This is a genomic window from Phaeobacter piscinae (genome assembly GCF_002407245.1).
Taxonomy (GTDB): Bacteria; Pseudomonadota; Alphaproteobacteria; order Rhodobacterales; family Rhodobacteraceae; genus Phaeobacter; species Phaeobacter piscinae.
Genome location: NZ_CP010681.1, coordinates 2,731,801 through 2,757,886, shown reverse-complemented (window position 1 = coordinate 2,757,886; position 26,086 = coordinate 2,731,801). Strand labels below are relative to the sequence as shown.

Genomic DNA, 26,086 nt, shown 5'->3' with positions numbered 1-26,086 from the left:
GTCTGCGGTCGTGAATCGTCGGCTTCGGCTATGTGAAAGGGCAGGGTATCTTGACCAGCACAGGAACAACGAGACGCGCAGTTCTGCGCTGGGGACGAGGGCTTGCGGGCTTTGCCATCGTGTCGACGCTGACCTTTCTCGGCCTTCTGGCAATCACGTTTTTTATTGGCCGTGTGGTGCCGATTGACCCGGTTCTGTCAGTGGTCGGAGATCGCGCCACTCAGGACCAATACGAGGCGGCGCGGGTTGCCATGGGGTTGGATCGTCCGCTGGTGGTGCAGTTTTTCGCCTATGTGGCGGACGTCTTTCAGGGCGATCTGGGGCGCTCTGTTTCCACCAACCGGCCCGTCGTGTCCGATCTTGCGCGGGTGTTTCCCGCCACGCTGGAAATGGCCACGCTCGGCATCATGATTGGTGTGCTTATGGGGGTTCCCATGGGTGTCTGGGCTGCCGCGCGGCAGGGCACTTGGGTCGATCAGATCATCCGGGTCTTTGCGCTTCTGGGCTATTCGGTGCCCGCGTTCTGGCTGGGGCTGGTTGGTCTGGCGGTGTTCTACGCGGGTCTGGGCTGGGTCGCCGGGCCGGGGCGGGTCGACATCTTTTATGATGGGTTGATTGATCCGATCACTGGCCTGTTGCTGGTCGACAGCCTGCTGGTTGGCGACACAGAGGTGTTCTGGAACGCGCTTTCGCATCTGGTGTTGCCTGCGGCCATCCTCGGGTTTTTCAGCCTCGCTTATATCGCCCGGATGACCCGCAGTTTCATGCTGGACCAGCTGAGCCAGGAATTCATCACCACCGCCCGCGTCAAAGGCGTGCCGGAATGGAAGGTGATCTGGGTGCATGGATTCAAACCGATCCGGGTGCCGTTGATCACGGTGATTGGCCTTTCCTATGCGGCGCTGCTGGAAGGTTCGGTGATGATTGAAACGGTGTTCAGCTGGCCCGGCATCGGCAATTATCTCACTGTGGCGCTGCTCAATGCGGATATGAATGCCGTTCTTGGCTCAACACTGGTGATCGGCGCGGTCTTCATCTTCATCAACAAGATCTCGGATGTGCTGTACCGGGTTCTCGACCCAAGGAGCCTGTGATGCTGAGCCGCGACTGGTTGCTGGACGACTCGCCCGCCACACGGACCCAGGCCACCGCAGGGCGCGCCTATCGCATGATCCTTGCGCTGATGCGCAACCCGCTGGCGGTGCTGGGGGCTGTGATCATCACCGTCCTTATCCTGGCAGCGGCTTTTGCGCCCTGGATCGCGCCGCAAAGCCCGGTGGGGCAGGACCTGACCTCCCGTCTGTTGCCGCCCTCCTGGGCCAACTGGATGGGCACGGATGAGCTGGGGCGCGATATCTTTTCCCGCGTGGTGTACGGCGCGCGCATCACGCTGATGATTGTCGCTCTGGTGGCGGTGATTTCGGCGCCGCTGGGGCTGATCATCGGGGCGGTTTCGGGCTACTTCGGGGGCTGGACCGACCGGATCCTGATGGGCGTCACCGATGTGTTCCTGTCCATGCCCAAGCTTATTCTGGCGCTGGCCTTCGTTGCGGCGCTGGGGCCGGGGATCGAAAACGCGATCATTGCCATCGCCATCACCGCGTGGCCCGCCTATGCCCGCATTGCACGGGCCGAAACGCTGACCTTCCGAAACGCAGAATTCATTGCGGCCACCCGCCTACTGGGGGCCTCGCACAGCCGCGTTATCCTGCAGCATGTGCTGCCACTGTGTACGTCGTCGATGATTGTGCGGGTGACGCTGGACATGGCGGGAATCATTCTGACAGCGGCAGGGCTTGGGTTTCTGGGCCTCGGCGCGCAGCCGCCGCTGCCGGAATGGGGCGCGATGATTTCGCGCGGGCGGGTGTTTATTCTGGACCAATGGTGGGTCGCGACCATGCCCGGTATCGCGATCATCGTGGTCAGCCTCGGCTTTTGTTTCCTTGGCGATGGCTTGCGCGATGTGCTGGACCCGAAACAGGGGGGCAAATCATGAGCAATGTGCGCGCGCCACTGCTGGAGCTGGAAAACCTCCGCGTCAGTTTTCCGACCCCCAAGGGTCGGGTTGAGGTGGTCAAGGGGTTAAGCCTGACCCTGGGCCGCGAGCGCCTTGGTATCGTGGGCGAGAGTGGTTCCGGCAAATCCATGACCGGTCGCGCCATCCTGCGGCTGATCCGCAATCCGGGTCGGATGACGGCGGATCGGCTGACGCTGGAGGGGCAGGACCTGCAAACCCTTAGCGAGCGCCAGATGCGCGGCGTGCGCGGCGCACGGATTTCGATGATCATGCAGGACCCGAAATTCTCGCTCAATCCGGTGATGACCATCGGTGCACAGATCGCTGAGGCGCTGGATGTTCACGAGCGGCTGAACCGCCGCGACACCCGCGCCCGCGTGCTGGAGATGCTGGAGGCGGTGCGCATCAATGACCCGGAGGCCGTCGCCCAGATGTATCCGCATCAGGTGTCCGGTGGCATGGGGCAGCGGGTGATGATCGCAATGATGCTGATCCCGCGCCCGGATCTGTTGATCGCGGATGAGCCGACTTCGGCACTGGATGTGTCGGTGCAAGCGCAGGTACTGGATCTGATTGATGATCTGGTGCGCGACAAGGGGATGGGCCTCATCCTGATCAGCCATGACCTCAATCTGGTGGCGCGCTATTGTGACCGGATCATGGTGATGAATGCCGGCCGCGTGGTGGAGAGCTGCGCCGCCGCGGACCTGCATAAGGCCAGCCACCCCTACACCCAAGGGCTGCTGGCGGCGGTGCCCCGCATGAAAGAGACCCGCGACACGCTGCCGGTGCTCGACCGACAAGGCTGGAGTGGCACATGACCGCGATCTCTCTGCGAAACCTCGATATTTCTTATGGCGACACCAAGGTGGTGCGGGACGTCAGTTTCGACGTCGCCGAAGGGGAAAGCTTTGCCCTGGTGGGGGAAAGCGGTTCCGGAAAATCCACCGTGCTGAAAGCCATCGCGGGGCTCGCCCCTGATTGGACAGGGGACATCTCGGTGCTGGGCCAGCCACGCAGCCACGGTATTGACCGCGCGTTTTCGCGAACCTGCCAGATGGTGTTTCAGGACCCCTATGGCTCATTGCACCCGCGCAAACCGGTCGACTGGGTGCTGCGGGAGCCCTTGCGGGTGCATGGGATCGGGGCGCGCGACGCCCGCGTCGCAGAGATGCTGGCGGCAGTTGGCCTCGACCAGCGGTTCCGGTTCCGCTATCCGCATCAGCTGTCTGGTGGGCAGCGTCAGCGGGTCGCCATCGCGCGCGCCCTGATGCTGGATCCCAAGGTAATGCTGCTGGATGAGCCGACCTCGGCGCTGGATGTCTCGGTGCAGGCGGAAATCCTGAACCTGCTGAAGACGCTGCGCCGCGATCAGGGGCTGACCTATCTGATGGTCACGCATAACTTGCCGGTCGTCAGCTTCATGTGTGACCGAATGGCTGTGATGAACAAGGGGCGTATTGTTGAGATCGCCCCGGCTGAGGCGCTGCATGACGGTGCCTTCAGCGATGCCTATACGCAGCAGCTTTATGCTGCCAGCGGTGGCGCGGAGCCGTGCGCGTGACACTAACCCGAGAGAAGGGATCGACCCGAATGCCCGACGACAGACTGCCGGAAGATTTTGCAGAGGCGCTGCGCCAGTTCACCGACACGCTCGCTGCTGCCACCGACCCCGAGGCGGCCTATGACGCGCTCTGCGCGCTGACCAAAGCCACGGTTGGGGCCAAGCTGTTCACGGTCATGACCGTGGATATGGCAGCCATGCTGGCCTGCCGCACCTATACCGATGATCCCGAGAACTATCCGACCTCCGGCACCAAGCCGATTGAGCTGAATGACTGGTTCGAGATCGTCCATGGCCAGCACCGCTGTTTTGTTGCCAATACGCTGGAAGAGATCGATCAGGTCTTCCCAGATGCGGAGTTGATCGGGGAGCTGGGCTGCGGATCGGTGATCAACCTGCCGGTGCTGATCGGGGGTGAACTTGCCGCGACCATCAATATTCTGCATGAGCCGGAGTATTACACAGAGGCACGGGTGGAAGCGGCAAAGGCCCTGTTGACCCTGCCTGCAATGGCGACGCTGGCCTTGGCCCGGCAGCTGTAACCTCTCCCCTGCGCAACAAACAAAAAAAGAGGTCGCGCGTCGGCGGCCTCTCTATGGTCTGTTGTCCCATACGCGCAGGGTGCAGAAAGCGGGTTCCCGGTCGGCGGGTCAGTCTTCCAGACTGTCTTCGCGTTTCTCGTCGATCAATCCGCGTTCCTCGTCCTTGCGCTGTTGGAAGCGGTTACCGTAGCCCTCAAGATCCTCGTCAGAAATCACCTCTTTGGCGCGGGTGAAGACCTCGTTTTCTTCCTCATCCATGTGATGCTCGTACTCATGCTTCAGCTGTTCGAATTTGGTCATCCAGAGGTCGGAGGACATCTTCATCACATTCAGCTCCTCCATCAGATCATCAAGCTGCTGATGCTCATGTACGGAATGGCGGGCCGCGTCCTGACCCCAGGTTTGGCTGATCAGTTTGGAATAGAACGTCTCCTCCTCAGCGGCCGCGTGGCTTTTGACGTCTTCGTAAAACCGTTTCCACAGGGCTCCACGCGCCTCGACCTTGCTGTCTTGAATGGAGGTCAGCAGTTGCGGTGGGTATCATGGTCGTCCTTAATCGCATCGTAAATTGTCGGCATTGGAAGCTCCAGTCTGGCGGGATCAGTTGAACAGCGCGGCGGCCTTGCCGGAGCAAGGTTCGGCGGCTCTCTGATGAACAAACGCCGCAACCGGACAGAGTGTTCCTGATGCGGTCAATCGCGCCGCAGGATTGCGCAGGTTCCGGGTCGCGCGCGCTGCAGGGTTTGCCCTATTTGGGACCGGCAGGCTGGCAGAGGACCCACAAAGATGACACTGGATATGGTATTGGCGCTGTTGTTGTTTTTGTTCCCGCTCGCCTATAGCCCCGGACCGGGCAATCTGTTTTTTGCGGCCAATGGTGCGCGGTTTGGCTTTCGCGCGACCTTGCCTGCGACAACGGGTTACCATATCGCCACGGCTGCGGTGACGCTGCTGATTGGATCCGGCGCACTGGCGGCTCAGGCGGTGGCGCAGGAGGCGTTCACCTGGCTGAAGATGGCAGGCGCGGGGTATGTGCTGTGGATCGCATGTGGCCTGTGGCGCGCCGGTGGGCTGCAGGCGGAGCTTCAGGCCCGTCCGGCCCGCTTTCGAGATGGTGTCGTCCTGCTGCTGCTCAACCCCAAAGCCTATGTGATTATCACAGTGATGTTCAGCCAGTTTCTCACACCTCCGGGGGCGGTGAGCCTTGATAGGGACGCGCTGGCGCCGGTGCTGGCCGTCACGCTGATTTTCACTCTCAACAATCTGGTGGCATTCTCGATCTGGACCTGGATCGGCGACGGGCTGGCGCGACAGTTTTCCCGCGATCTGCGCGCACGGCAACTCAACCGGGGATTTGCGCTTTTGCTGGCCGGTGTTGCCTTGTGGATGTTGCTGCTGTGAGGTGCGGCGCGCTCAGCCGCCCCGGTAGGGTCATATAAGGAGACCTCGCCGGTCGGGGCACATGGCGCAATCCGGAACATTTTCAGAGCGGTGACGTTGAGCCAGAGAGCGACAACGGAGCCAAACATGGGTGAAAGCGAGTTGAAAGGCGAGATGGGCTGTGCCGCTGGTGGCGCATCGGACGTGATCGCAGCCCCCCTGCCGCAGGCGCCGCAGGCGCGCAGATCTGCAGCGGCCCGCAAGGTGGGCGTCGAGATTGAGTTCGGCGGCCTTTCCGCTACGCACGCCCAAAAAATCGTGCAGCGTGAACTTGGCGGCGAGATCCGAGCTCAGGACCGCGCTGACGGGCCAAACCCGCATGTCGCAGCTACGGCGCTGGGCAATGTAGAGGTCTATCTCGACAGCCGTTATCGCAGCAAACCGGGCCTCGGCAAAACGCTGGTCGCCATGGCGGAACCGCTGATCCCGGTCGAAATCGTCACCCCGCCGCTGAAACAGTCGCAGCTGTCGCAGCTGGATCAGCTGTGCGTCAGATTGGCAGAGGCCGGGGCCACGGGTACGCAGGACGGTGTGCTGAACGGCTTTGGCGTGCATCTGAATGTGGAAGTTGCCGATATGACGGCTGAGCATATCGGGCCGGTGCTGACGTCCTTTGCGCTGCTGGAACCGCTGCTACGCCGAATGCCGGGGATCGACCTGTCGCGCCGTGTGCAGCCGTTCATCGCGCCCTATCCCAGGGCCTTGGTAGACGCGCTATGTGCGTCCCCTCCGCAGACCATGGACGACCTTCTCCGCCTCTATCTTGAACATGCCGCCGATCGCAATCACGCGCTGGATTTGCTGCCGCTGCTTGCGGATTATGCCCCGGAACGCGTGCGTGCAGCCTTGGGGGAGGGAGACAAAACCGCCGCGCGGCCTGCCTACCATTACAGATTGCCTGATTGCCGTCTGGGGGATCCCGACTGGTCGATCACCCGTGAGTGGAACCGCTGGGCCGAGGTAGAACAGATCGCCCGCGATGGGCGGCTAAAAGCACTGATTGAGGGCTGGCAGGCGCGACCGCGCAGCGAACAGTTGATGAGCCGGGAATGGGCCAAACACGCGGCAGATATCCTCGGCATTTCAGGCCGGGAGGGCATTGCATGAAACCGCGGATTGCCGTGACAGTCTCGCGCCGCAGCGGATGGCGGATTTTTCCACTGATGGCTCTCAATATCTGGCTGTCAGGTGGCCACGCTGTCCGCTGGCAAAGCAACCGTGAGGCGGATCTCTCTACAGTGGATGCCGTGGTCATTGGCGGAGGTGATGACATTGCGCCAACACTGTATGATGGTCAGATCATGCCTGAGGTCCGGCTGGATCCTGACCGCGACGCGCTGGAGGCAGCCATCGTGCGCGAGGCGACGCGTCAGGATGTACCCCTCTTGGGGATCTGTCGCGGCGCGCAGATGTTGAACGTGGCGCGCGGCGGGCGGCTCTATCAGGACGCCTACGCCTTCTATGGTCAGCAGAATTACAAAACGGTTCTGCCTCGCAAAGAGGTCACCATTACCAACAACAGCGTGTTGCGCCGGGTGTTGGGCGTGCCCAGGCTCAAAGTCAACGCATTGCACAGCCAGTCCGTCAGCGATTTGGGGCAGGGGCTGCGGGTCACCGGGCGCGATCAGTCCGGCATGGTGCAGGCGGTTGAGGATCCGGGGCGACGTTTTGCGATTGGTGTGCAGTGGCACCCGGAGCATCTGTTCTACCGCGCGGCACATCTCAATCTGTTTCGCGCCTTGGTTGCTGCCGCCAGATCCAAACGGGATACACCAGCAGATCAGATGCGCTGTGCGGGCTGATGTCTGACACGGGCTTAACAGCCTGATGACAAAAGAAAACGCCCGGATCGCTCCGGGCGTTTTTTATGGTTTAGGGGCAGTATGTCGCCCGGTCACGCAGCCACGTGGTCAGCCGATGATGCCGTTCAGCGTGGCGCTGGGGCGCATGACAGCGGCGGTTTTCACCGGATCGGTGTGGAAATAACCGCCCAGATCCGCAGCCTGACCTTGCACCTCTGCCAGTTCGGCAAGGATCTCCTCTTCCTTGGCGGCCAGCTCAGCGGCGATTGGAGCGAAATGCGCGGCCAGCTCGGCGTCATCCCCCTGTGCGGCCAGCGCCTCGGCCCAGTAACGGGCGAACCAGTAGTGGCTGGCGCGGTTGTCCGGCTCACCCACCTTGCGCGAGGGCGAGTGGTTGTGATCCAGAATGCCCTGTGTCGCGGCCTCGGCGGCGGCACCCAGCACGCCCGCCTTGGCGTTGCCTTTGCTGTCGGCGAGGAAGTTCAGTGATTCACCCAAGGCGCAGAACTCACCCATGGAGTCCCAGCGCAGGTGGTTTTCTTCCACCAGCTGCTGCACATGCTTGGGCGCAGAGCCACCGGCCCCGGTTTCAAACAACCCGCCACCGTTCATCAGTTTCACAATCGACAGCATCTTGGCCGAGGTGCCCAGTTCCAGGATCGGGAACAGATCGGTCAGGTAGTCGCGCAGCACGTTGCCGGTGATGGCGATGCTGTCCTTGCCTGCTGTGATGGTCTTCAGCGACTGGGCGGTCGCCTCACGCGGGGCCATGATCTGGAACAGGTCGGATTTGCCAGCCGCATCCAGTGCGGGCTTCACATATTTGATCAGCTCAGCGTCATGGGCGCGGTTTTCGTCCAGCCAGAAGATCGCCTCGGAACCGGTCAGACGCTGACGATCCATCGCCAGTTCGATCCAGTTCTCGATCGGGGCTTTCTTCACGGTGCAGGAGCGCCAGATATCTCCGGCCTCAACCTCGTGTGAATGCAGCGTCTCGCCGTTGGCCAGCACGATGCGGATGGTACCATCGGCAGGCGCTTCAAAGGTGGTCGGGTGGGAGCCGTATTCTTCGGCCTTCTGCGCCATCAGGCCAACATTGGCGACGGAGCCTGCGGTGGTCACATCCAGCGCGCCATTGGCTTTGAAGAAGTTGATGGTCTCGTCATAGACGGTGGAATAGCAGCGATCGGGGATCACGCAGTTGGTGTCGCCCTTGGCGCCGGTCTCATCCCAGCCCTTGCCGCCGGCGCGGATCACCGCTGGCATGGAGGCGTCGATGATCACATCGGACGGCACATGCAGGTTGGTGATGCCCTTGTCACTGTCGACCATATACATCGACGGACGGTCCAATGCGGCGATCTCAGCCTTGATGGCGTCCGCATTGGGCAGGCCATCAATGGTCGCCAGTACCGCGCCAAGGCCGGAATTGGCGGAGCCGCCAGCCGCTTCGATTTCAGCGCCGTATTTGTCCCAGACCGGACCCAGCCATGCCTTCACCGCGTGGCCAAAGATGATCGGGTCAGAGACCTTCATCATGGTGGCCTTCATGTGCAGCGATAACATGGTGCCGTCGGCTTTGGTGTCTTCAATCGCGTCCTTCAGGAAGGAGGACAGCGCCTTGGCCGACATGAAGGTGGCATCAGCAACGGTGCCTTCTTCCAACGGCCAGCTGTCCTTCAGCACGGTGACCGCGCCGTCCTTGCCGACGAATTCGATCTTCGCGGTACCCGCCTGTGCGGCAGAGATGGTGGCGGAGACTTCGTTGGCATAGAAATCATTGCCCGGCATCGACGACACTTTGGTCTTGCTGTCTGCGGACCATTTTCCCATCGAATGCGGGTTGTTCTGGGCGAAGTTTTTCACCGCTTTGGCTGCGCGACGGTCAGAGTTGCCTTCGCGCAGCACCGGGTTCACAGCCGAACCCTTGATGGTGTCATAGCGCGCGCGGATTTCTTTTTCCGCATCGGTTGCAGGATCTGCCGGGTAGTCCGGAACCGCAAAGCCCTGGGCCTGCAATTCGGCAATCGCGGCGGTCAGCTGCGGTACAGAAGCCGAGATGTTGGGCAGCTTGATGACATTGGCCTCAGGCGTTTTCACCAGTTGGCCCAGTTCGGCCAGATCATTGCTCTGACGCTGGGTGTCGCTCAGCGCTTCGGGGAAGGTCGCAAGGATACGGCCTGCCAGCGAAATGTCCTTGGTCCCGACGGAGACGCCTGCCGCCGCGGCAAAGCTGCGGATGATCGGCAGCAGCGAGGCGCTGGCCAGCTCGGGGGCTTCGTCTACGATGGTATACAAAATGTCGGGGGTCGAATTTTCTGCCATATTCCACAACCTTTTTTCAGCGATATCGGAAACTTGGGTGAGCGGTTGGCGCTGCACCGGATGGACGGGGTGCTGCAGTCCAGCTTGGATGCGGGGGCGGTCATTCTGTGTCAGATCTGCTCTGACAGACCGGCGGCCCGCAAGGACAACAGCCATTCATATGGCCCCCCGTGTAAATCAGCTGGCGCGCGGGCGCAATTGCCAGCAGCGCCTTTGTAGGGTGCAGATTGCCGCGCTTTTGAGATTATTGGGGTGTTTTGCTGCCTATAGTGGCAGTTTTTCCGGTTTTGGAGCCGCAACAAGCACGGGCCTGCCGCGACTCGAAAACGGGGACCTGCTCAGCTGCGCCAGCGCAGCAGGCGGCGTTCAATCAGGCCGATCAGGCTGCTGACCACCACGCCGAGCACCGACAGGATCGCAACCCCGGCAAACAACCGTTCCAGATCATAGAGCGATCCGGCCTCCAGAATATACGCGCCGATGCCATGTTCCGCGCCCAGCATTTCAGCGGCCACCAGCAGGATAATGGCAATCGCCAGGCTAATGCGCAGTCCGGACAGGATACCCGGCATCGCACCCGGCAGCACGATCTTGCGCACAATCGACAGCCACGACAGGTTAAAACTCTGCCCCATGCGGATCAGCGACCGGTCGACATTGTCCACAGCGCCATAGGTTGCCACCACGGTGGGGGTGAACGTGCCAAAGGCGATCAGCGCATATTTCGACCCCTCATCAATGCCGAACCAGATCACAAACAGCGGCAGCAGTGCGATTTTCGGGATCGGGAACAGCGCAGCCACCAGTGGCACCAGCCCTGCGCGGACATAGGAAAACAGGCCGATCATCAGCCCGACCCCAATGCCGACACTGGCCCCAAGGGCGGCGCCAACCACCAGCCGCGACAGCGAGACACTGACATGGGTCCACAGCAGGCCGGAGGCATAAAGCTCCCCCAATGTGGCCAGCACGTCACTTGGGCGCGGCAGGGTCAGGTTGGAGATCCAGCCCTGACGGGTGCCCAGTTCTGCCAGCACCAGCAACAGCACGAAAACGAGCGCGCCCACCCAGCGGGCCCCACGCGGGGCAAAGCCGCCGCCGCGAAACTGCACTGGGCGCACCGGCGCATGCTGGTGGGGCGCTTCCGTGCTGGGGGCAGGCTGGACTGCGGCTATCCGGGTGTCAGACATTCATCAGCTCCGCATCTGCCGCCCGCGCCTCGTCACGCATCAGCTGCCACAGGTATTTCTGTTTTTGTTCAAGATCCGCATCGCCGAACGCGCGTTCGGCCAACGGAGTGTCCAGGTGCACTATCTCGCGGATCTGGCCGGGGCGGCGGGACAGCACCACGATGGCATGGCCCAGCCGCACCGCTTCGGCCAGGTTATGGGTGACATAGACCGCAGTGAAGGGCGTGCGTGTCCACAGCGCCACCAGATCATCCATCAGCAATTCACGGGTTTGACTGTCCAGTGCCGACAGCGGCTCATCCATCAGCATCACTGCCGGGTTCACCGCCAGCGCCCGCGCAATCGCCACCCGCTGCTTCATACCACCCGACAGCTGCTTGGGCAGCGCCCCGGCGAATTCGCTTAGCTTGGTGCGCGCCAGCACATCGTCGATGATCCGCGCCGCTGCCGTGCCGCGAATGCCGTGATCCTCCAGCACCAGACTGATGTTGCCCCTGACCGTGCGCCAGGGCAGCAGGGCAAAGTCCTGAAACACATATGTCAGCGGATTGAGACAGCCCTCCGGCGGTTGCCCCACCTGCAACACCTCGCCCGCCGCGGGCCGCTCCAGCCCGCCGATAAACCGCAAGAGGGTGGATTTGCCACAGCCCGAGGGGCCGACGATGCAGACGATCTTGCCGCTGGGAATATCCAGCGTGATGTCGCTGAGCACCGCGACATTGTCATAGGCATGACCCACCGCTGACAGGCGAATATCCATGATGTTGCTCCGCAAGAGGATTCGCCGGGGCAGGGCGCCCCGGCCGCAGAATTAGCCGATACTGTCGACGTAGCTGGGGTCGATGATCGTCTCCAGCGAGATATCGGCATCCACCAGCTTCTCCGCCTGGAACCAGGCCAGCTGATCCGCCAGCGATTTGGTGTTCATCGCGGCGCCTTCGTTCAGGCGCATAGTGCCGTTGATGATCGACTTGGCCGCTTTGTCACGGGGGCGGTCGGCATAGACATATTTGTGGATCAGATCGACCATCTGATCGACGCCCGCATCACCGCTGGCCCGGTCGATCATGGTGGCGTTGTAGTCGGCCACCCCGCGGCTGTAGGCGCTCAGGAAATCGTGGGTCATCTGCTGTTCCCCGCTGGCGTTCTGGGCCGAGGTAAACACCGTCGTCACCTGATAGTCGGGCAGATAGTCCGCCACATCGCCAATGATATGCACCGCACCCGATCCCGCCAGGGGTTTCGCGATATGCGGCACGATGGACCAGGCATCAATCTGGCCGGATTTCAGCGCGCCGATGATGGCCCCGACTTTTTGCAGCGGCTTGAAGGACAGCGACACGCCTTCCTTCTGCGCCATACGTGATCCCATGTAATGGAAGGATGATCCGGCCGTGGTCATGCCGAAGCTCTTACCCTCCAGCGCCGCCGGGCTGGTGATGCCCGCCTGATAGGCCGCATCGGAGACCAGGATTTTCTGCCCGTCAATGCCCGGCTCTTCCGAGAGGGCGCCGCCGATCACCTTGATCGCGCCGCGATTGGCAAGGGAGATCAGACCGCCCGACATCGCTGTGATCGCATAGTCCACATCGCCAGAGGCAATTGCCACCGACATCGGCGAGGCCGCCTGGAAAAACCGCAGTTCCACATCCAGCCCGGCATCGGCGAAATAGCCACGTTCCTGCGCGATAAAGCTCGCCGAATGGCTGGTGAAGCGCAATGCCCCCAGCACGATTTTCCGCTTGCTCGCCAGCGCCGGTGTGGCCAGCCCCGCAACGGCGCCCGCACTGCCAAGGGCCGCAAGCGTGCGGCGGCGTGTCCAATGGGTCATGTCTTAATCCTCCCTCTTCGTGATTGTCGTTCCGGACCAATCCGGCCCGTAGCGTTCGCGGTTCCTTTGTGGCAGCGTCAGACGCCCCTCGTCCCTGTCATCATGTCACCCGTCACATAGGTCTCCAGCGCCGCCACGGCGGCCTCTGTGTCGCGCGCCAGAATCGCTTCGACCAGCGCCTGTTGTTGCTCTGCACGGGTGGCGAAATCCAACCGTCCCTCCCGCAGAAGCGCCAGACGGAACCGGCGCGACTGGTCGTAGAATTTCAGTTGCATATCCGACAGCCGGGGCGAGTGCGCGGCCTCCACCAGCACTGCGGCAAAGCTCCGGCAGGCCATATCCCAGTCCAGCGCCAGCGCATCATTGGCTTCGTTCAGCAGGGCCTCTTCGGTGCGGCGCAGCGCATGGTGGGCGGCCAGTACCCGGCCCTCCCATTGTACATCGCTGCGCGCCAGACCCAGCCGCAGACCCAGCCGCTCCACCTCCAGCCGCATGAACAGAATGTCCCGCAGATCATCCTCGGTGGCCGAGGTCACGCGAAAGCCGCGCTGGGCGGTGGCCTCCACCAGCCCCTCGGCGCTGAGCATCCGCAGGGTTTCGCGCATGGAGTGGTTGGAACCGCCGTAACTCTGACGCAGCGCCTCAATCTTCAGCTTCTGATCCGGTCGCAGCACACCAAAGGAAATGTCCCGCCGCAGCGCTGCGGCCAGCACAGCAACAACCGTGTCTTCCTCCGACTGTGCGCGCCGACCAAACATGCTTTGATCCCTATTTTGCAAAATATCCAACATTTTTGCCGTGCCAGCCACCCTCTGTCAATGGGGGCGCCCGCCCCTTTGTGCGCGCGCCTGCGACGCTTGCGCCGGGTCGGCGTTGACGCCCCGGCGCGGCTCTGTCACTCCTGCAATCCACCCAACTCAACCGACCGCTTCAAAGGATCTTGCCCCGCATGACCAGCCTGCGCCTGCTGCACACCTCTGATCTGCATCTGGGCAAGCGGTTTGGCCAGTTCGATGAGGAAACCCGCGCCGCGCTGCAACAGGCTCGGATGGGCATCCTGTCCCGGCTGGTCGGGATCGCGACAACAGAAGGCGCGGGCCATGTGCTGATCGCGGGGGATCTGTTTGATACCGAAACCCCGTCGGCGCGGGTGATCCGGCAGGCGCTGGCGGCGATGGCGGCAGCGGATCCGGTGCAATGGTGGATCATTCCCGGCAACCACGACAGCGGCGCGGCAGAGCCGCTTTGGGCGGAAATGGCGCGCCACGCGCCGCAGAACGTGCATCTGCTGATGCAGCCCACGCCGGTTGAAATCGCGCCCGGGGTCACGCTGCTGCCCGCGCCCTGCGAACGTCGTTTCGCCGGACAGGATCGCACCATCTGGATGGACAGCGCCGAGACGCCGGAGGGACATCTGCGGATCGGTCTGGCCCATGGGGCCGTGCTGGATTTCGACCGAGATCAGAACGGGGCCGAGACAATTGCCACCAACCGCGCCAGCAGCGCTCGGCTGGATTATCTGGCGCTGGGGGATTGGCACGGTGATTTCACCCTGAATGGCCACAGCCGCTACCCCGGCACGCCGGAACGGGATCGGTTCAAACATCCGGGGCGCGGCAGCTGCTTGCTGGTGGACCTGCCGGGACCGGGCCAGCCGCCACAGCTGCGCCCGGTTGAGGTGGGACAATACCACTGGCAGGATCTCACGCTTGAGCTGGCGCCGGGGCAGGATATCGGCGCCCTCATCAGAGAGGCGCTGCCGGATGATCCGCAGGACTGGCCCAATTGTCTGATCCGCATCCGCGCGCGCGGCTGGGTCACCGCAGATCAACACATGCAGCTGTCGGGTTTTGTGGCAGAGCAGGCTCCGGCGTTTTGCCACCTCAGCCTTGATGGGGATGACTTGCGCATTGAACACCGGGCCGAGGATCTGGATCAGATTGCCACCACCGGCGCGCTGCGCGCTGCGGCTGAGCTCCTGATGGCTGAGAGTCAGAACAGCGCCCTCGCCGAGGAGGCCCGCGATGTGGCCGCCGCCGCGCTGAACCGGCTCTATACCGCCGTGCGGGAGGGCGCGGAATGAAGCTCACCTCCATTCGCATGACCAATGTGCGCCGCTTTGTCGATCCGGTGGAAATCACCGGCATCGGCCCCGGTCTCAACCTGCTCAGCGCGCCGAATGAGCAGGGCAAATCCACCATCTTTGACGCTCTGCATGCGCTGTTCTTCAAGGATGCGAAATCGTGGGACAAAGAGGTACGCGCGCTGGCCCCGCATGCGGGTGGCGATCCTGAGATCGAGGTTGAGCTGACCCATCAGGGCAGTCATTTTCGTATCGCCAAGAGCTTTACCAAATCCGCAGGCAAAGGCACCGCGCGCATTTGGCGCGAGGGGGGGCTCCTGCATCAGGCCGACGCGGCGGAAGCCTGGCTGCGCGACCTCATTGCCCCGCCCAGGGACGGGCCGGTCGGCATGCTCTGGCTGCGGCAGGGGCTGACGGATTTTGCCGATGCCAAGGACACGCTGGAGGCGCGGCGCGATCTGATGTCCTCCCTCAGCGGTGAGGTCGAGGCCGTGACTGGCGGGCAGCAGATAGAACGCCTGCGCCGCCGCCTGCGCAGCGATCTGGATCGCATGGTTACCAGCCGTGGCACGCGCAAGGGTGGCCCGCTCGCCGAGGTGGAGGGCCGCGTGGCCGCGCTCTCTGAACAGCGCGATGCCTTGGCCGGGCAGGTCGCTGATTTGCGTCAGCTGCTGGACCAGCGGCACCTCCTGCGGCGCGAACAGGCGGAGCTTGCTGCGCCGGAGGAAACTACCGCCCGCCAGTCCCGGCTGAACCAGGCCGAAACCGCGCTGGCCGCTGCTGAACGTCACCGCGAGAAATGTGAACAGGCCCGCCGCGCGCTTGATCTCGCTGTTTTGCAACGCGACGGGCAGGCGGCGCGGATCGAGACACAGGCCGAACGCCTTGCCGATCACGCCCGCGCCACCACCGCGCTAACGCAGGCGGCAGAACGGCGCGACAGTACCGCAGAGCAGGCCGCGCAGGCGGCCCAAGAGTTGAAAGAGGCGGAGAGCAGGGCAGGGCAGGCCCGCGAAAGCGTCGCCCAGGCGCGGAAATCCGTGGCCGCCGCCCTGCGGTCTGAGGCCGCAGAACAGGCGCAGTTGCGACGCACGGAGCTGAGCGAACGTCTGGCACAGTTTGATGCGCTTCAGGCACGTCTTGCCAAGGATCGCCAGCAGGCCGGGCAGGGTGTTGATGCGGATGCACTCGTCCGGTTGGAGGATCTGGCCCAGGCTGTCACCCTGGCGCAGCACGCCCGCACCGCCTCTGCGGCGGCACTCAGCGTCCGCTACCTGCCGGGCAACACCACAACGCTGCGCCTCAACGGTGAGACCTTCGATGAGGGGGATGAGATTGCCTTGCCGGACGGTGGTGAGCTGGAGGTTCCGGGCCTTGCCACAGTCACGCTGCATCCTGCCCGCAGTGAGGCGGCAGGGGCGGTATCTGAGGCCGAAACCGCGCTGGCAACGGCCCTTGATCAGCTGGAATTTGAGACATTGGCACAGGCCCGTGCCGCCCATCAGGCGCGCCTTGCCGCCACCGCCCGGCTGAAGGAAGGCGAAGCCACCCAGCGCGCACTTGCCTCCGAGGGGCGCGAGGCGCTGGTTGCGGCGATTGCGGCCCTGCCCGGTGATGCAGACCCGCAGCCCCCCTGCGATCCGCTGCCGGATCGCACCACGCTGGAGGCCGCACTGGCGGAGGCGGAGGCCGGTCAGACACAGGCGGAGGCCGATCTCGCCAAAGCCCGCATCGAGGAGGGCGCCGCCCAGCAATCCGCACATGGCGCCCTGGCCGAGGCCAAAGCGGCGGAGGCCGATCTCGACCGCGCCACGCAGGCCCTCGGAGAGACGGAAGCCGCCACAACAGAGTTGGCCGCCCTGAGGGCCGAGATGCCTGCCTTGGATCAGACCGTTGCTGAGGCTCGGGCCGAAGATGCCCGCCTGATCGCTGCCGCCCCGGATCTGGAACAGGCCCGCGCCGCCTGTCAGCGGGCCCGCTCGGTTGTAGAGGCCTCACAGACCCGATTGCAGGATCTGGCGCGCGATCTGGCCGTCTTGGACGCGCGCATCAGCGCCCATGCCAGCCACGCGGTTGAGGAAGAGCTGGCCGAGGTGACCGACCAGCTGGCCGTCGCGGAGGCCCGACAGAAGGCTCTGCAGTTCGAGGTTGCCACCCTGCGTCGTCTCGATCAGGCGCTGGAGGCCGCGCAGGCGGGCGCGCAGGCGCAATATCTGGGACCTCTGATGGCCGAGCTGACGCCGCTGCTGCGTCGCCTCTGGCCTGAGGCGGAGGTGCAGGTCGATGCCGACAGCGTGCTGCCCAGTCAGTTGGCGCGCGGCGCGGCAGAGGAGCAGCTGACCCAGCTGTCAGGCGGCACGCAGGAACAATTGGCGCTGATGGTGCGGCTGGCCTTTGCCCGGTTGCTGGCCAAATCCGGCCAAGGCATCCCGGTCATACTGGATGACGCGCTTGTTTATACCGATGATGCCCGCATTGAGGCGCTGTTTGATGCGCTGACGCTTCAGGCCAATGATCTGCAAATTCTGGTGTTTTCCTGTCGGCAGAAAAGCTTTCGCGATCTTGGCGGCACCAGCCTTGCAATCCGCCCCGCCGACGATCGCGGCTGATGGCCGAATGGCTCAGTCGCGCAGCTCCTCCGGGGCCACGCCCCAGAGCTTCTCCTTGGGCGCCCAGCCGCGATAGCCGCCGGCCGAAATCGAACACCAGCTGACCTCGCATTTGCCCAGTCGGGCCACCACGCCCAGTTCAAAGGCGGCCGTGACCGGCGCGCCGCTGTCGGGGCGGGCGTGCACCGTCAGCATGTCCTCTTCGATCAGCACGGTCCGGGCACCGGACAGCAGCGCATAATGCACCCAGCCACCGGCGCCATCGCGATCACGCACCCGACGCCAATGGCCATATTCGGCGGTGATCTCCAGCGGCATGCCACGCCGTTTGAACACCCAGTCGATCTTGTGGGTCAGGGAAGGGCCACGGCGCACATTGCCCTCAGCGGCCTTCATTGACACGAAACGCGGCAGCGGCAGATTGGTCACCGGGCCGCGCTCATCTCGCGCGGCGCCTTCATGCGGGATCATCGCACCGGTTGTTGCAATCATGATCATGGCGACCACGGCCAGCCGGGACCGCAGATAAGATGCCGAAATGTTCACTGCCTGCTCGCTTCTTCTTTTTGCTGCCTGTTACCTGCCTGACCAACCTGAACGCACTGCATTTTCTGCCGACCCGCCCCTGATCTGATGTCCGGGTGCGATGAGGTCTGAAAAAGAAAGCCGCGTCAGATGGGCCGAGGCGCGGGATGGTTCTTGTGCCTGCCCGCGTCCTGAGCCACGATGCCATGAGGCCAGAGAGATTGCAAAGCCGAGGGAGAGCAGCAGTGGCAAGAGAACGTCTGAGTGTTGTCGTAACGCGACGGTTGCCGGAGCCGGTTGAAACCCGGTTGAGCGAATTGTTCGATGTGCGCTTGCGCGAGGACGACACACCGATGAGCCGGGCCGAGCTGGCCACAGCGCTGAAGGATGCCGATGTGCTGGTGCCGACGGTGACCGACAGCATCGATGCCGCCTTGCTGGCACAGGCCGGAGACCGGTTGAAACTGATTGCCAACTACGGTGCCGGGGTCGATCACATCGATGTGGCAACGGCGCGCCAGCGTGGCATTCTGGTGTCCAACACGCCGGGTGTCCTGACCGATGACACGGCGGATATGGCCATGGCCCTGATCATGGCCGTGGTGCGCCGCATCCCCGAAGGTCTGGCAATCATGCAGAAAGGGGACTGGCAGGGCTGGTCGCCCACCGCTCTTCTGGGCGGGCGTCTGGCCGGGCGGCGTCTGGGGATTCTCGGCATGGGCAGCATCGGGCAAGCGGTCGCCAAACGGGCCGGTGCCTTTGGCATGCAGGTCCATTACCACAACCGTCGCCGCCTGCGCCCCGAGATTGAGGACCGGTTTGAGGCCACCTATTGGGAAAGCCTTGACCAGATGGTGGCGCGGATGGATGTGCTGTCCATCAATTGCCCCTCCACGCCCTCGACCTTCCATCTGATGAACGCCCGGCGGTTGAAGCTGATGAAACCCGATGCGGTGATCGTCAACACTTCGCGCGGCGAGGTGATCGACGAACATGCGCTGACGCGGATGCTGCGCGCCGGTGAGATCGCCGGGGCAGGTCTCGATGTTTATGAGCATGGCACCGACATCAACCCGCGCCTGCGCGAGTTGGAAAACGTCGTGCTGCTGCCGCATATGGGGTCTGCCACACTCGAAGGTCGCCTGGAGATGGGCGAAAAAGTTCTTTTGAATATCAAGACATTCGAGGACGGCCACCGGCCACCGGATCAGGTCGTGCCGTCCATGCTCTAGGGTTGCTGACGCAGCCCGTCATTTTTGAGGGAGGCGACGTTATGAAACATCTGTTCTGGGCCGGCATATTGCTGGCAGCAACACCCGCTTGGGCACAGGAGGCGGCAGATGCCGTGGCACCTGAGGGCGCGGCAGAAACCGCAGATGCCGGGTTTGCGGCGATCAGCGACGCGGTCGCTGCAGCCATTCAGGCCAAATCCGATGGCACCCCGGTCGAGGCTGAGAACTGGATGGTTGCCGCCGCCAATCCACATGCGGTTGCAGCCGGCGCCGAGGTTCTGCGCGCGGGCGGGACTGCGGCGGATGCCATGGTGGCAGTGCAAACCGTTCTGGGATTGGTGGAGCCGCAATCCTCAGGCCTGGGCGGCGGGGCATTTCTGGTCTGGTATGACGCAGCCACGGGCGAGGTGACAACGTTGGATGGCCGTGAAACCGCGCCGCTGGCAGCCACGCCGACACTGTTTCAGGATGACGCAGGCGAGCCGCTCAAGTTCTACGATGCCGTCGTCGGTGGCCGCTCTGTCGGGACCCCCGGAACACCTGCCCTGCTAGAAGCGGCGCACCGGCGCTGGGGGCGCGCCGCCTGGCCCGGCCTGTTCACCGCAGCCATTGACTTGGCGGAAGATGGCTTTGCCGTCTCGCCCCGGCTGGCCGGTCTGATCGAAAAAGATGCCGACCGCCTGTCGCGCTGGTCAGAGACCGCCGATTACTTCCTGCCCGGTGGCACGCCGCTGGCGGTGGGCAGCACGCTGAAGAACCTCGCCTACGCCGACACCTTGCGCCGCCTCGCAGCAGAGGGCGCGCGCGGGTTCTATGCCGGTCCCGTAGCGGAGGCGATCACCAGTGCGGTGCGCCAGGCCGAGGGCAACCCCGGCGTCCTATCCGCGATGGATCTGGCGCTTTATCAGGTGAAGGAACGCCCCGCCGTCTGCGTCACCTATCGCGCCTATGAGGCCTGCGGCATGGGACCGCCGTCCTCCGGTGCGCTGACGGTTGGGCAGATCCTCGGTATGCTCGGCAATTACGATCTGGCGGAATTGGGCGCAGAGAACCCCGATGCCTGGCGGTTGATCGGCGATGCCTCGCGCCTCGCCTTTGCCGACCGGGGGCGGTACATGGCCGACAGCGACTTTGTGCCGATGCCGACACAGGGGCTGGTGGCGCAGGATTACCTCGACACCCGCGCGACGCTGCTCAGCGGCGATGACGCCCTGCCGGAGGTGAACGCAGGCGCGCCGGAGTTCGACCATGCGCTGCTGTTCAGCGATGATGAGTCGATTGAACTGCCCTCGACCTCGCATATCTCCATCGTCGATCAATATGGCAACGTGCTGTCGATGACGACCACCATCGAAAACGGCTTTGGCTCGCGGCTGATGGCGGCTGGGTTCCTTTTGAACAATGAGCTGACAGATTTCTCCTTCCGCACCCATCGCGACGGGGTGCCGATTGCCAACCGGCTGGAACCGGGCAAACGTCCACGCTCCTCCATGGCGCCCACCATTGTGCTGAAGGATGGCAAACCAGCGCTGGCTGTTGGCTCCCCGGGTGGCAGCCGCATCATCGGCTATGTCGCCAAGACCATCATCGCCTGGGCCGACTGGGGCATGGATGTGCAAGAGGCCGTGGCGCTGCCCCATGCGGTGAACCGCTTTGGCACCTATGATGTGGAGGCAGGCACAAGCGCCGAGGATATGACCCAGCCGCTCACTGATATGGGGTTTGAGGTCAATGCCCGCGACCTGACCTCCGGTCTGCATGTGATCGAGATCGGGGACGGGCTGAAAGGCGGCGCAGATCCCCGCCGCGAAGGCATCGCCCTGGGCGGATAACATCTGCTGCTGTCCGGTCCGATGGCCGGGCAGCACCAGCGCTACGGGGTTCTGGGTATTGCTGACCTCGGGGCGCGATGCCTATGGTTGCCGGGTGAATTTTCCAGAGGGAGGCTGCCATGGTTCAGGCCACAACATTGCCGCGCAACGAGGCCGGTATCAACGCGGCGATTGACGTGTTGAAACAACGCTTTGGTGAGCAGCTGCAAACGGGGCAGGCGATCCGCGAACAGCATGGCCACACCACCACCTGGATCACCAATCAGCCGCCGGATGCGGTGGTCTTTCCGACCTCCACCGAAGACGTGGCGGAAATCGTCAGAACCTGTGCCGACTACGGCGTTCCGGTGATACCCTATGGCACCGGTACCTCGCTGGAGGGCCATGTGAACGCCCCCGCCGGTGGGATTTGCGTTGATATGATGCGGATGGACAAGATCCTTGCCGTTCATGCCGAAGACCTTGATGTGGTGGTGCAGCCGGGGGTGACCCGCGAGCAGCTCAATACATTCCTGCGCGATCAGGGCCTGTTCTTCCCGATTGATCCCGGCGCCAATGCCTCGCTCGGCGGTATGGCCGCGACCCGCGCCTCCGGCACCAATGCGGTGCGCTATGGCACGATGAAGGACAATGTGCTGGCGCTTGAGGCGGTGATGGCGGACGGCGGGGTGATCCGCACCGCGCAGCGGGCCAAGAAATCCTCCGCCGGCTACGATATGACCCGCCTGCTGGTCGGCAGCGAAGGCACGCTGGGTCTGATCACCGAGCTGACCCTGCGCCTGCAGGGCATCCCGGAGGCGATCCGCTCCGCGCGCTGTGCCTTTCGCAGCGTGGATGACGCCTGCCGCGCGGTGATGATGACCATCCAATACGGTATTCCGGTGGCCCGGATCGAACTTCTGGATGCCATGAGCGTGCGCGCCGCCAACGCCTATTCCGGCCTTGATCTGCCGGAAATGCCGCTCCTGCTGCTGGAGTTCCACGGCTCGGATGCCGGCGTGGTGGAACAGACGGAGATCTTTGCCCAGATCGCGGAGGAGTTCGGTGGCTTTGATATCGCGGCGACCTCCACCGCAGAGGAGCGCAGCAAGCTCTGGCAGGCGCGCCATGATATGTATTGGGCCAGCCTGCAGCTGCGGCCCGGTGCCAAGGGGATTTCCACCGACGTCTGTGTGCCGATCTCCAAACTGGCCGACTGTGTCAGCGCCGCGCGCGCGAAAGCCGAAGAGATGGGTCTCCTTGCGCCTATGGTCGGCCATGTCGGCGATGGCAATTTCCACGCGTTGCTGCTGATCGACATGGACAGCGACGCAGAACGGGCGGCCGCCGATGTCTATGTCGGCTGGCTGAATGAGTTGGCGATCTCAATGGAGGGCACCTGCACTGGGGAACATGGTATCGGTCAGGGCAAACGCCCCTATCTCAAGCAGGAGTTGGGCGAGACCACCCGCTATATGGCCGCGATCAAGGCGGCACTGGATCCTGAGAATATCCTCAATCCCGGTAAGATCCTGGAGATTTGAGGTCTGCCTGCCGACAGCACAGCGCGCCAGTCTGACGTCGGAATTTGAGTATTTAGAGAAAGGTGACAGGACGGACCTCGCTCTGTCACCTTTCCTGAAATACTCACGGCGCTGCCCTTGCAGGAGCAGAAGGCGGCCCGTTGCGAAGCCGCCGCACGGTGGGCTTACCTTTGTCCAATCTGAAACTGTCATGATCTGAGCTGATCGCGATCACCGCCGGGACTGACATCCCCGGCACTTTGGAACAGGGCCCTTGGCAGGGGCACGCACAACCGACGTTCAGCGTGCGGGGTCGACAGCCCCGTCCCACCTCCGCTTCCGGCGGCGCCGCCACTTCTTATGGCTTGGAATTCTGGCTGGATATCAGCCCCGAGCAATCGGCTGCAGCAGAGCCAAAGAGACCGATACTCCGGCAGGGCAGTGCCCCGACCGGACCAAAGCCATGCGCAGCGTTGTCTGTGCAAACCCGAGCTGCAAATCGCGGTCATGACCGCGAAAACCGACAGGGGGCGGGCAGAAACCTGCATTCCGGGCGACGCTAGGTCGGTTTTGTCATGTTTTGGGTCGGATGGATTTGGCGCAAAATCTGCAGGCGGGGCATAACTCCCTGCAAACGAGTCATCATTTTCCGGAGAGCGGGCCCATGAAAACCCAAGTCAAAGCATTGGTCGTCGGCGGCGGCGCTGTCGGCACCTCGATTGCCTATCACCTTGCCAAAGCAGGCTGGGACGACGTCATGCTGATTGAGCGTGATGAGCTGACCTCCGGTTCGACATGGCACGCGGCGGGTCTCCTGCCGCTGTTCAACATGTCCTATGCGACCACCCATATTCACAAATACTCGGTCGATTTCTACAAGACCCTTGAGGAAGAAACCGGCCTCAACGCAGGCTTTGCCGTGGTGGGCAACCTGCGGATGGCGCAGACTCAGGATCGCATGGATGAATATATGCTCTATGCCTCCACCGCCGAGACCTGCGATGTCGACTACGAATGGCTGACCCCGGATCAGATCAAGGAACGCTGGCCGCTCATTGAGACTGGCGACCTGAAAGGTGCGATCTACCACACCGAAGATGGCTATATTAACCCCGCCGATGTGACCCAGGCGATGGCCAAGGGCGCCCGTCAGCGCGGCGTTGAGATCCACCGCAAGCTGCAGGCCGACGACTTCCACTGGAATGGCACCCATTGGGAAGTCACCTGCACCAAGATGGTTGAGAAGGGCGGCAACCTCATTGAGAGCGACGAGAAAGTCGTGATCACCGCCGAGCATGTCGTCACCGCCTCTGGTAACCACGCGCAGCGCACCGCCAAAATGCTGGGCATCAAAATGCCAGCGATCCCGGTTGAGCACACCTTCATCGTCATGGACAAGGACCCCGAGCTGGTCAAATGGCGCGAAGCCGGCAACCCTGAACACCCCGTTATCCGCGACGCCGACAACGAATCCTATGCCCGTGAGGAGCGCGGCGGCTGGATCCTTGGCATCTATGAGCATGGCGCACCTGCACGCTTTGAGCACGGCGTGCCAGACAGCTTCCGCGCCGACCTGTTCCCGCTGGATCTGGACCGGATTGCCGATCAGTATATGGCGATGGCCGAGCGTGTGCCCTCCTGCGCCGAATCCGGCCTCAAGGACGATTTCAACGGCCCGATCTGCTACACCCCCGACGGCAACCCGCTGGTTGGCCCGGCTCCCGGCCTGCGCAATATGTGGCTGGCAGAAGGTTTCTCCTTCGGCATCACGGCGGCGGGCGGCACCGGCTACTATCTGGCGCAGATGATGGTGGACGGCGAGGCCGAGATCGACATGGCGTCGCTCGATCCGAAACGCTACTCCTCCAACTGGATGACCACCGAATTTGCGGCGCGCAAGAACGAAGAGTGCTATGAGCACGTCTACATCCTGCACCACCCGGATGAAGAGCGCCCGGCAGCCCGCCCGCTGCGCACCGCACCTGCGTTTGACCGCCAGAAAGCCCGCGGCGCACAGTTTGGCTGGGTCAACGGCTGGGAACGCCCGAACTATTTCGGCCCTGTCGATGCCCCCGACAACTTCGACGAAGAGAGCCGCTCCTTCCGCCGCGGCGGCTGGTGGCAGCACGCCGTGGATGAAGCCAAGGCGATCCGCGAAGGTGTGGGTCTGGTGGATGCCACCGCCTTCACCAAACACGTCGTCAAAGGCCCCGGTGCGACCCAATTCCTGGACTGGTTCACCTGCAACAAACTGCCGAAGGTCGGCCGCATCAACCTGACCTACGCGCTGACCGCCTTTGGCACCACCCGCACCGAATACACCATCGTGCGCAATGGCGAGAACAACTACTACCTCGTCTCCGCCGGTGCCTGGACCGAGTATGACGCCGACTTCCTGCGCAAGGCCGCCGAGGACAAGATGGAGGAGTTCGGCTATATCGAGATCCAGGATGTCACCACCCAGTGGGGCGTCTTCGCCATCGCAGGCCCCAAGTCCCGCGATGTGCTGAAAGAGGTGATCGTCGACGCCGATCCGGAAACCGCACTGTCGAACAAGCGCTTCCCCTGGCTGTCTGCGCGTCAGATCGAACTGGGCATGTGCCCGGTCAATGCGATCCGCGTGGCCTACACCGGTGAACTGGGCTGGGAACTGCATCACCCGATCGAGATGCAGAACTACCTCTTTGACCTGTTGGAAAAAGCCGGCGAGAAGCACGGTATGAAGCTGGTGGGCGCACGCGCCCAGAACTGGCTGCGTCAGGAAAAATCCTACCGCGCGTTTGGCAACGAGTTGGGCCGCGACGCGACCCCGCTGGAAGCCGACCTGCCGCGCTTTGTTGATCTGGAGAAAGACTTCCACGGCAAGGACAAGCTGGTTGAGACCGGCGTCCGCGTGAAGTGCTGCACCCTGCTGATCGACGGTCCGTCGGACGCTGACCCCTGGGGCCACGAGGCGCTTTATGCTGAAGACGGCATAACCCGCGTTGGCCGCCTGACCTCCGGCGGTTATTCGGTGGCCTTCGAAAAATCCATCGGCATGGGCTATGTACAGCCCGACGTCGCGGTGGAAGGCACCAAGCTGAAGGTCAAGATGCAGGACAAGCTGTGGGATGCGGTCGTCACCTGCGACAGCCCCTATGATCCGAAGAACGAAACCATCCGCCAGAACGGGTGACCTCTCGGTTCTCTTGCGCAGACTAAAACAACAAAGCCCCGGCCAATGTGCCGGGGCTTTTCCTTGGAGGAAAGATCGCATCTAAGGCAGCTACAACAGTATCGTGTGTTGCACGCGTAGGTCGGTGGTGAATTGATCGCTGGGCGATGCATGGCAGTGGAGAAGACGGTGCCAACTGGCAGGCTCGCCTCCTCAATCTGTCCTTGTCGAGGGCCTGCTCGCCCCAAGGGGGACAAATAGCCGGCGCCGCGCATCCATATGCCCCCCCTTGTAACAAAGGGTGTCAAAACCTGGTTTGAGACTCCCGATCCCTCAGGGATACCAGCTCTCACCTGATCGGCCCTCGTGATGGTACACCAGCGAGAAACACCCAACAAATCGGCCCCAACTTGGGGAATGGGTCCCAGCCAGTTTCTG

General features: G+C 63.0%; 20 protein-coding genes and 1 pseudogene. 14 read left to right on the top strand and 7 right to left on the bottom strand.

Annotated features, from left to right (window positions below):
• Positions 1-50 precede the first annotated feature (50 nt).
• The 5 genes from phaeop14_RS12925 to phaeop14_RS12905 are packed head-to-tail and all read left to right on the top strand — an operon-like array spanning position 51 to position 4,123.
• Entirely contained in the window at positions 51-1,094 is a 1,044-nt protein-coding gene (locus phaeop14_RS12925; RefSeq protein ID WP_096789778.1) for an ABC transporter permease, read from the top strand.
• The gene (locus tag phaeop14_RS12920) at positions 1,094-1,996 is read left to right on the top strand and encodes an ABC transporter permease (protein ID WP_040175607.1); all 903 of its coding nucleotides are present in this window, start codon (positions 1,094-1,096) and stop codon (positions 1,994-1,996) included. Before phaeop14_RS12925 ends, phaeop14_RS12920 begins: the two co-directional genes overlap by 1 nt.
• Positions 1,993-2,838: an ABC transporter ATP-binding protein gene (locus phaeop14_RS12915; protein WP_096789777.1), complete on the top strand. Its 846-nt coding sequence runs from the start codon at positions 1,993-1,995 to the stop codon at positions 2,836-2,838. Before phaeop14_RS12920 ends, phaeop14_RS12915 begins: the two co-directional genes overlap by 4 nt.
• On the top strand, positions 2,835-3,581 hold the full coding sequence (locus phaeop14_RS12910) for an ABC transporter ATP-binding protein (RefSeq protein ID WP_040182716.1): 747 nt from the start codon (positions 2,835-2,837) through the stop codon (positions 3,579-3,581). Before phaeop14_RS12915 ends, phaeop14_RS12910 begins: the two co-directional genes overlap by 4 nt.
• Positions 3,582-3,610: 29 nt before the next feature.
• Positions 3,611-4,123 carry a GAF domain-containing protein gene (locus tag phaeop14_RS12905; RefSeq protein WP_096789776.1) on the top strand — a complete coding sequence of 171 codons (513 nt, stop codon included), beginning with the start codon at positions 3,611-3,613 and terminating at the stop codon, positions 4,121-4,123.
• A gap of 108 nt (positions 4,124-4,231) precedes the next feature.
• Here the strand turns inward: phaeop14_RS12905 and phaeop14_RS12900 are convergent.
• Positions 4,232-4,701: pseudogene (locus phaeop14_RS12900) on the bottom strand (hemerythrin domain-containing protein).
• Between the two features lie 208 nt (positions 4,702-4,909).
• On the opposite strand from phaeop14_RS12900, the gene phaeop14_RS12895 reads away from it, so the two are divergent.
• The 3 genes from phaeop14_RS12895 to phaeop14_RS12885 all read left to right on the top strand — a co-directional run bounded on the left by phaeop14_RS12895 (position 4,910) and on the right by phaeop14_RS12885 (position 7,365).
• Positions 4,910-5,524, top strand: a complete 615-nt coding sequence (locus phaeop14_RS12895) for a LysE family translocator (RefSeq protein ID WP_096789775.1) — start codon at positions 4,910-4,912, stop codon at positions 5,522-5,524.
• 126 nt (positions 5,525-5,650) lie between these two features.
• Positions 5,651-6,670, top strand: coding sequence for an amidoligase family protein (locus phaeop14_RS12890; RefSeq protein WP_096789774.1), 1,020 nt, complete (start codon positions 5,651-5,653; stop codon positions 6,668-6,670).
• Positions 6,667-7,365, top strand: a complete 699-nt coding sequence (locus tag phaeop14_RS12885; protein WP_096789773.1) for a gamma-glutamyl-gamma-aminobutyrate hydrolase family protein — start codon at positions 6,667-6,669, stop codon at positions 7,363-7,365. Before phaeop14_RS12890 ends, phaeop14_RS12885 begins: the two co-directional genes overlap by 4 nt.
• A gap of 108 nt (positions 7,366-7,473) precedes the next feature.
• Here the strand turns inward: phaeop14_RS12885 and phaeop14_RS12880 are convergent, their stop codons facing one another.
• From phaeop14_RS12880 to phaeop14_RS12860, 5 genes are all read right to left on the bottom strand, one after another.
• The gene (locus phaeop14_RS12880; RefSeq protein WP_193438275.1) at positions 7,474-9,690 is read right to left on the bottom strand and encodes an NADP-dependent isocitrate dehydrogenase; all 2,217 of its coding nucleotides are present in this window, start codon (positions 9,688-9,690) and stop codon (positions 7,474-7,476) included.
• Between the two features lie 338 nt (positions 9,691-10,028).
• Positions 10,029-10,880 carry an ABC transporter permease gene (locus phaeop14_RS12875; RefSeq protein ID WP_096789771.1) on the bottom strand — a complete coding sequence of 284 codons (852 nt, stop codon included), beginning with the start codon at positions 10,878-10,880 and terminating at the stop codon, positions 10,029-10,031.
• Positions 10,873-11,640, bottom strand: coding sequence for an ABC transporter ATP-binding protein (locus tag phaeop14_RS12870; RefSeq protein ID WP_096789770.1), 768 nt, complete (start codon positions 11,638-11,640; stop codon positions 10,873-10,875). Before phaeop14_RS12870 ends, phaeop14_RS12875 begins: the two co-directional genes overlap by 8 nt.
• A 51-nt stretch (positions 11,641-11,691) precedes the next feature.
• Positions 11,692-12,711 (bottom strand): ABC transporter substrate-binding protein, encoded by a 1,020-nt coding sequence (locus tag phaeop14_RS12865; protein WP_096789769.1) that lies wholly within the window; start codon positions 12,709-12,711, stop codon positions 11,692-11,694.
• Between the two features lie 77 nt (positions 12,712-12,788).
• On the bottom strand, positions 12,789-13,469 hold the full coding sequence (locus phaeop14_RS12860) for a GntR family transcriptional regulator (protein ID WP_096789768.1): 681 nt from the start codon (positions 13,467-13,469) through the stop codon (positions 12,789-12,791).
• A gap of 191 nt (positions 13,470-13,660) precedes the next feature.
• Here phaeop14_RS12860 and phaeop14_RS12855 point away from each other — a divergent pair, with 191 nt between their 5' ends.
• The gene (locus phaeop14_RS12855) at positions 13,661-14,794 is read left to right on the top strand and encodes a metallophosphoesterase family protein (RefSeq protein WP_096789767.1); all 1,134 of its coding nucleotides are present in this window, start codon (positions 13,661-13,663) and stop codon (positions 14,792-14,794) included.
• Positions 14,791-17,403, top strand: a complete 2,613-nt coding sequence (locus phaeop14_RS12850) for an AAA family ATPase (protein ID WP_096789766.1) — start codon at positions 14,791-14,793, stop codon at positions 17,401-17,403. The genes phaeop14_RS12855 and phaeop14_RS12850 overlap by 4 nt, the downstream gene beginning before the upstream one ends.
• A gap of 12 nt (positions 17,404-17,415) precedes the next feature.
• Here phaeop14_RS12850 and phaeop14_RS12845 read toward each other — a convergent pair whose 3' ends face one another.
• On the bottom strand, positions 17,416-17,901 hold the full coding sequence (locus phaeop14_RS12845; RefSeq protein WP_241770631.1) for an SH3 domain-containing protein: 486 nt from the start codon (positions 17,899-17,901) through the stop codon (positions 17,416-17,418).
• Between the two features lie 272 nt (positions 17,902-18,173).
• On the opposite strand from phaeop14_RS12845, the gene phaeop14_RS12840 reads away from it, so the two are divergent.
• The 4 genes from phaeop14_RS12840 to phaeop14_RS12825 all read left to right on the top strand — a co-directional run bounded on the left by phaeop14_RS12840 (position 18,174) and on the right by phaeop14_RS12825 (position 25,669).
• The gene (locus phaeop14_RS12840) at positions 18,174-19,160 is read left to right on the top strand and encodes a 2-hydroxyacid dehydrogenase (RefSeq protein WP_040175585.1); all 987 of its coding nucleotides are present in this window, start codon (positions 18,174-18,176) and stop codon (positions 19,158-19,160) included.
• Positions 19,161-19,201: 41 nt separating this feature from the next.
• Positions 19,202-20,992, top strand: a complete 1,791-nt coding sequence (gene ggt / locus phaeop14_RS12835) for a gamma-glutamyltransferase (protein ID WP_096789765.1) — start codon at positions 19,202-19,204, stop codon at positions 20,990-20,992.
• Between the two features lie 119 nt (positions 20,993-21,111).
• A complete protein-coding gene (locus tag phaeop14_RS12830; RefSeq protein ID WP_096789764.1) occupies positions 21,112-22,515 on the top strand; it encodes an FAD-binding oxidoreductase in 1,404 nt (467 codons plus the stop codon).
• Positions 22,516-23,158: 643 nt separating this feature from the next.
• Positions 23,159-25,669: a GcvT family protein gene (locus phaeop14_RS12825; RefSeq protein WP_096789763.1), complete on the top strand. Its 2,511-nt coding sequence runs from the start codon at positions 23,159-23,161 to the stop codon at positions 25,667-25,669.
• Positions 25,670-26,086: the final 417 nt, after the last annotated feature.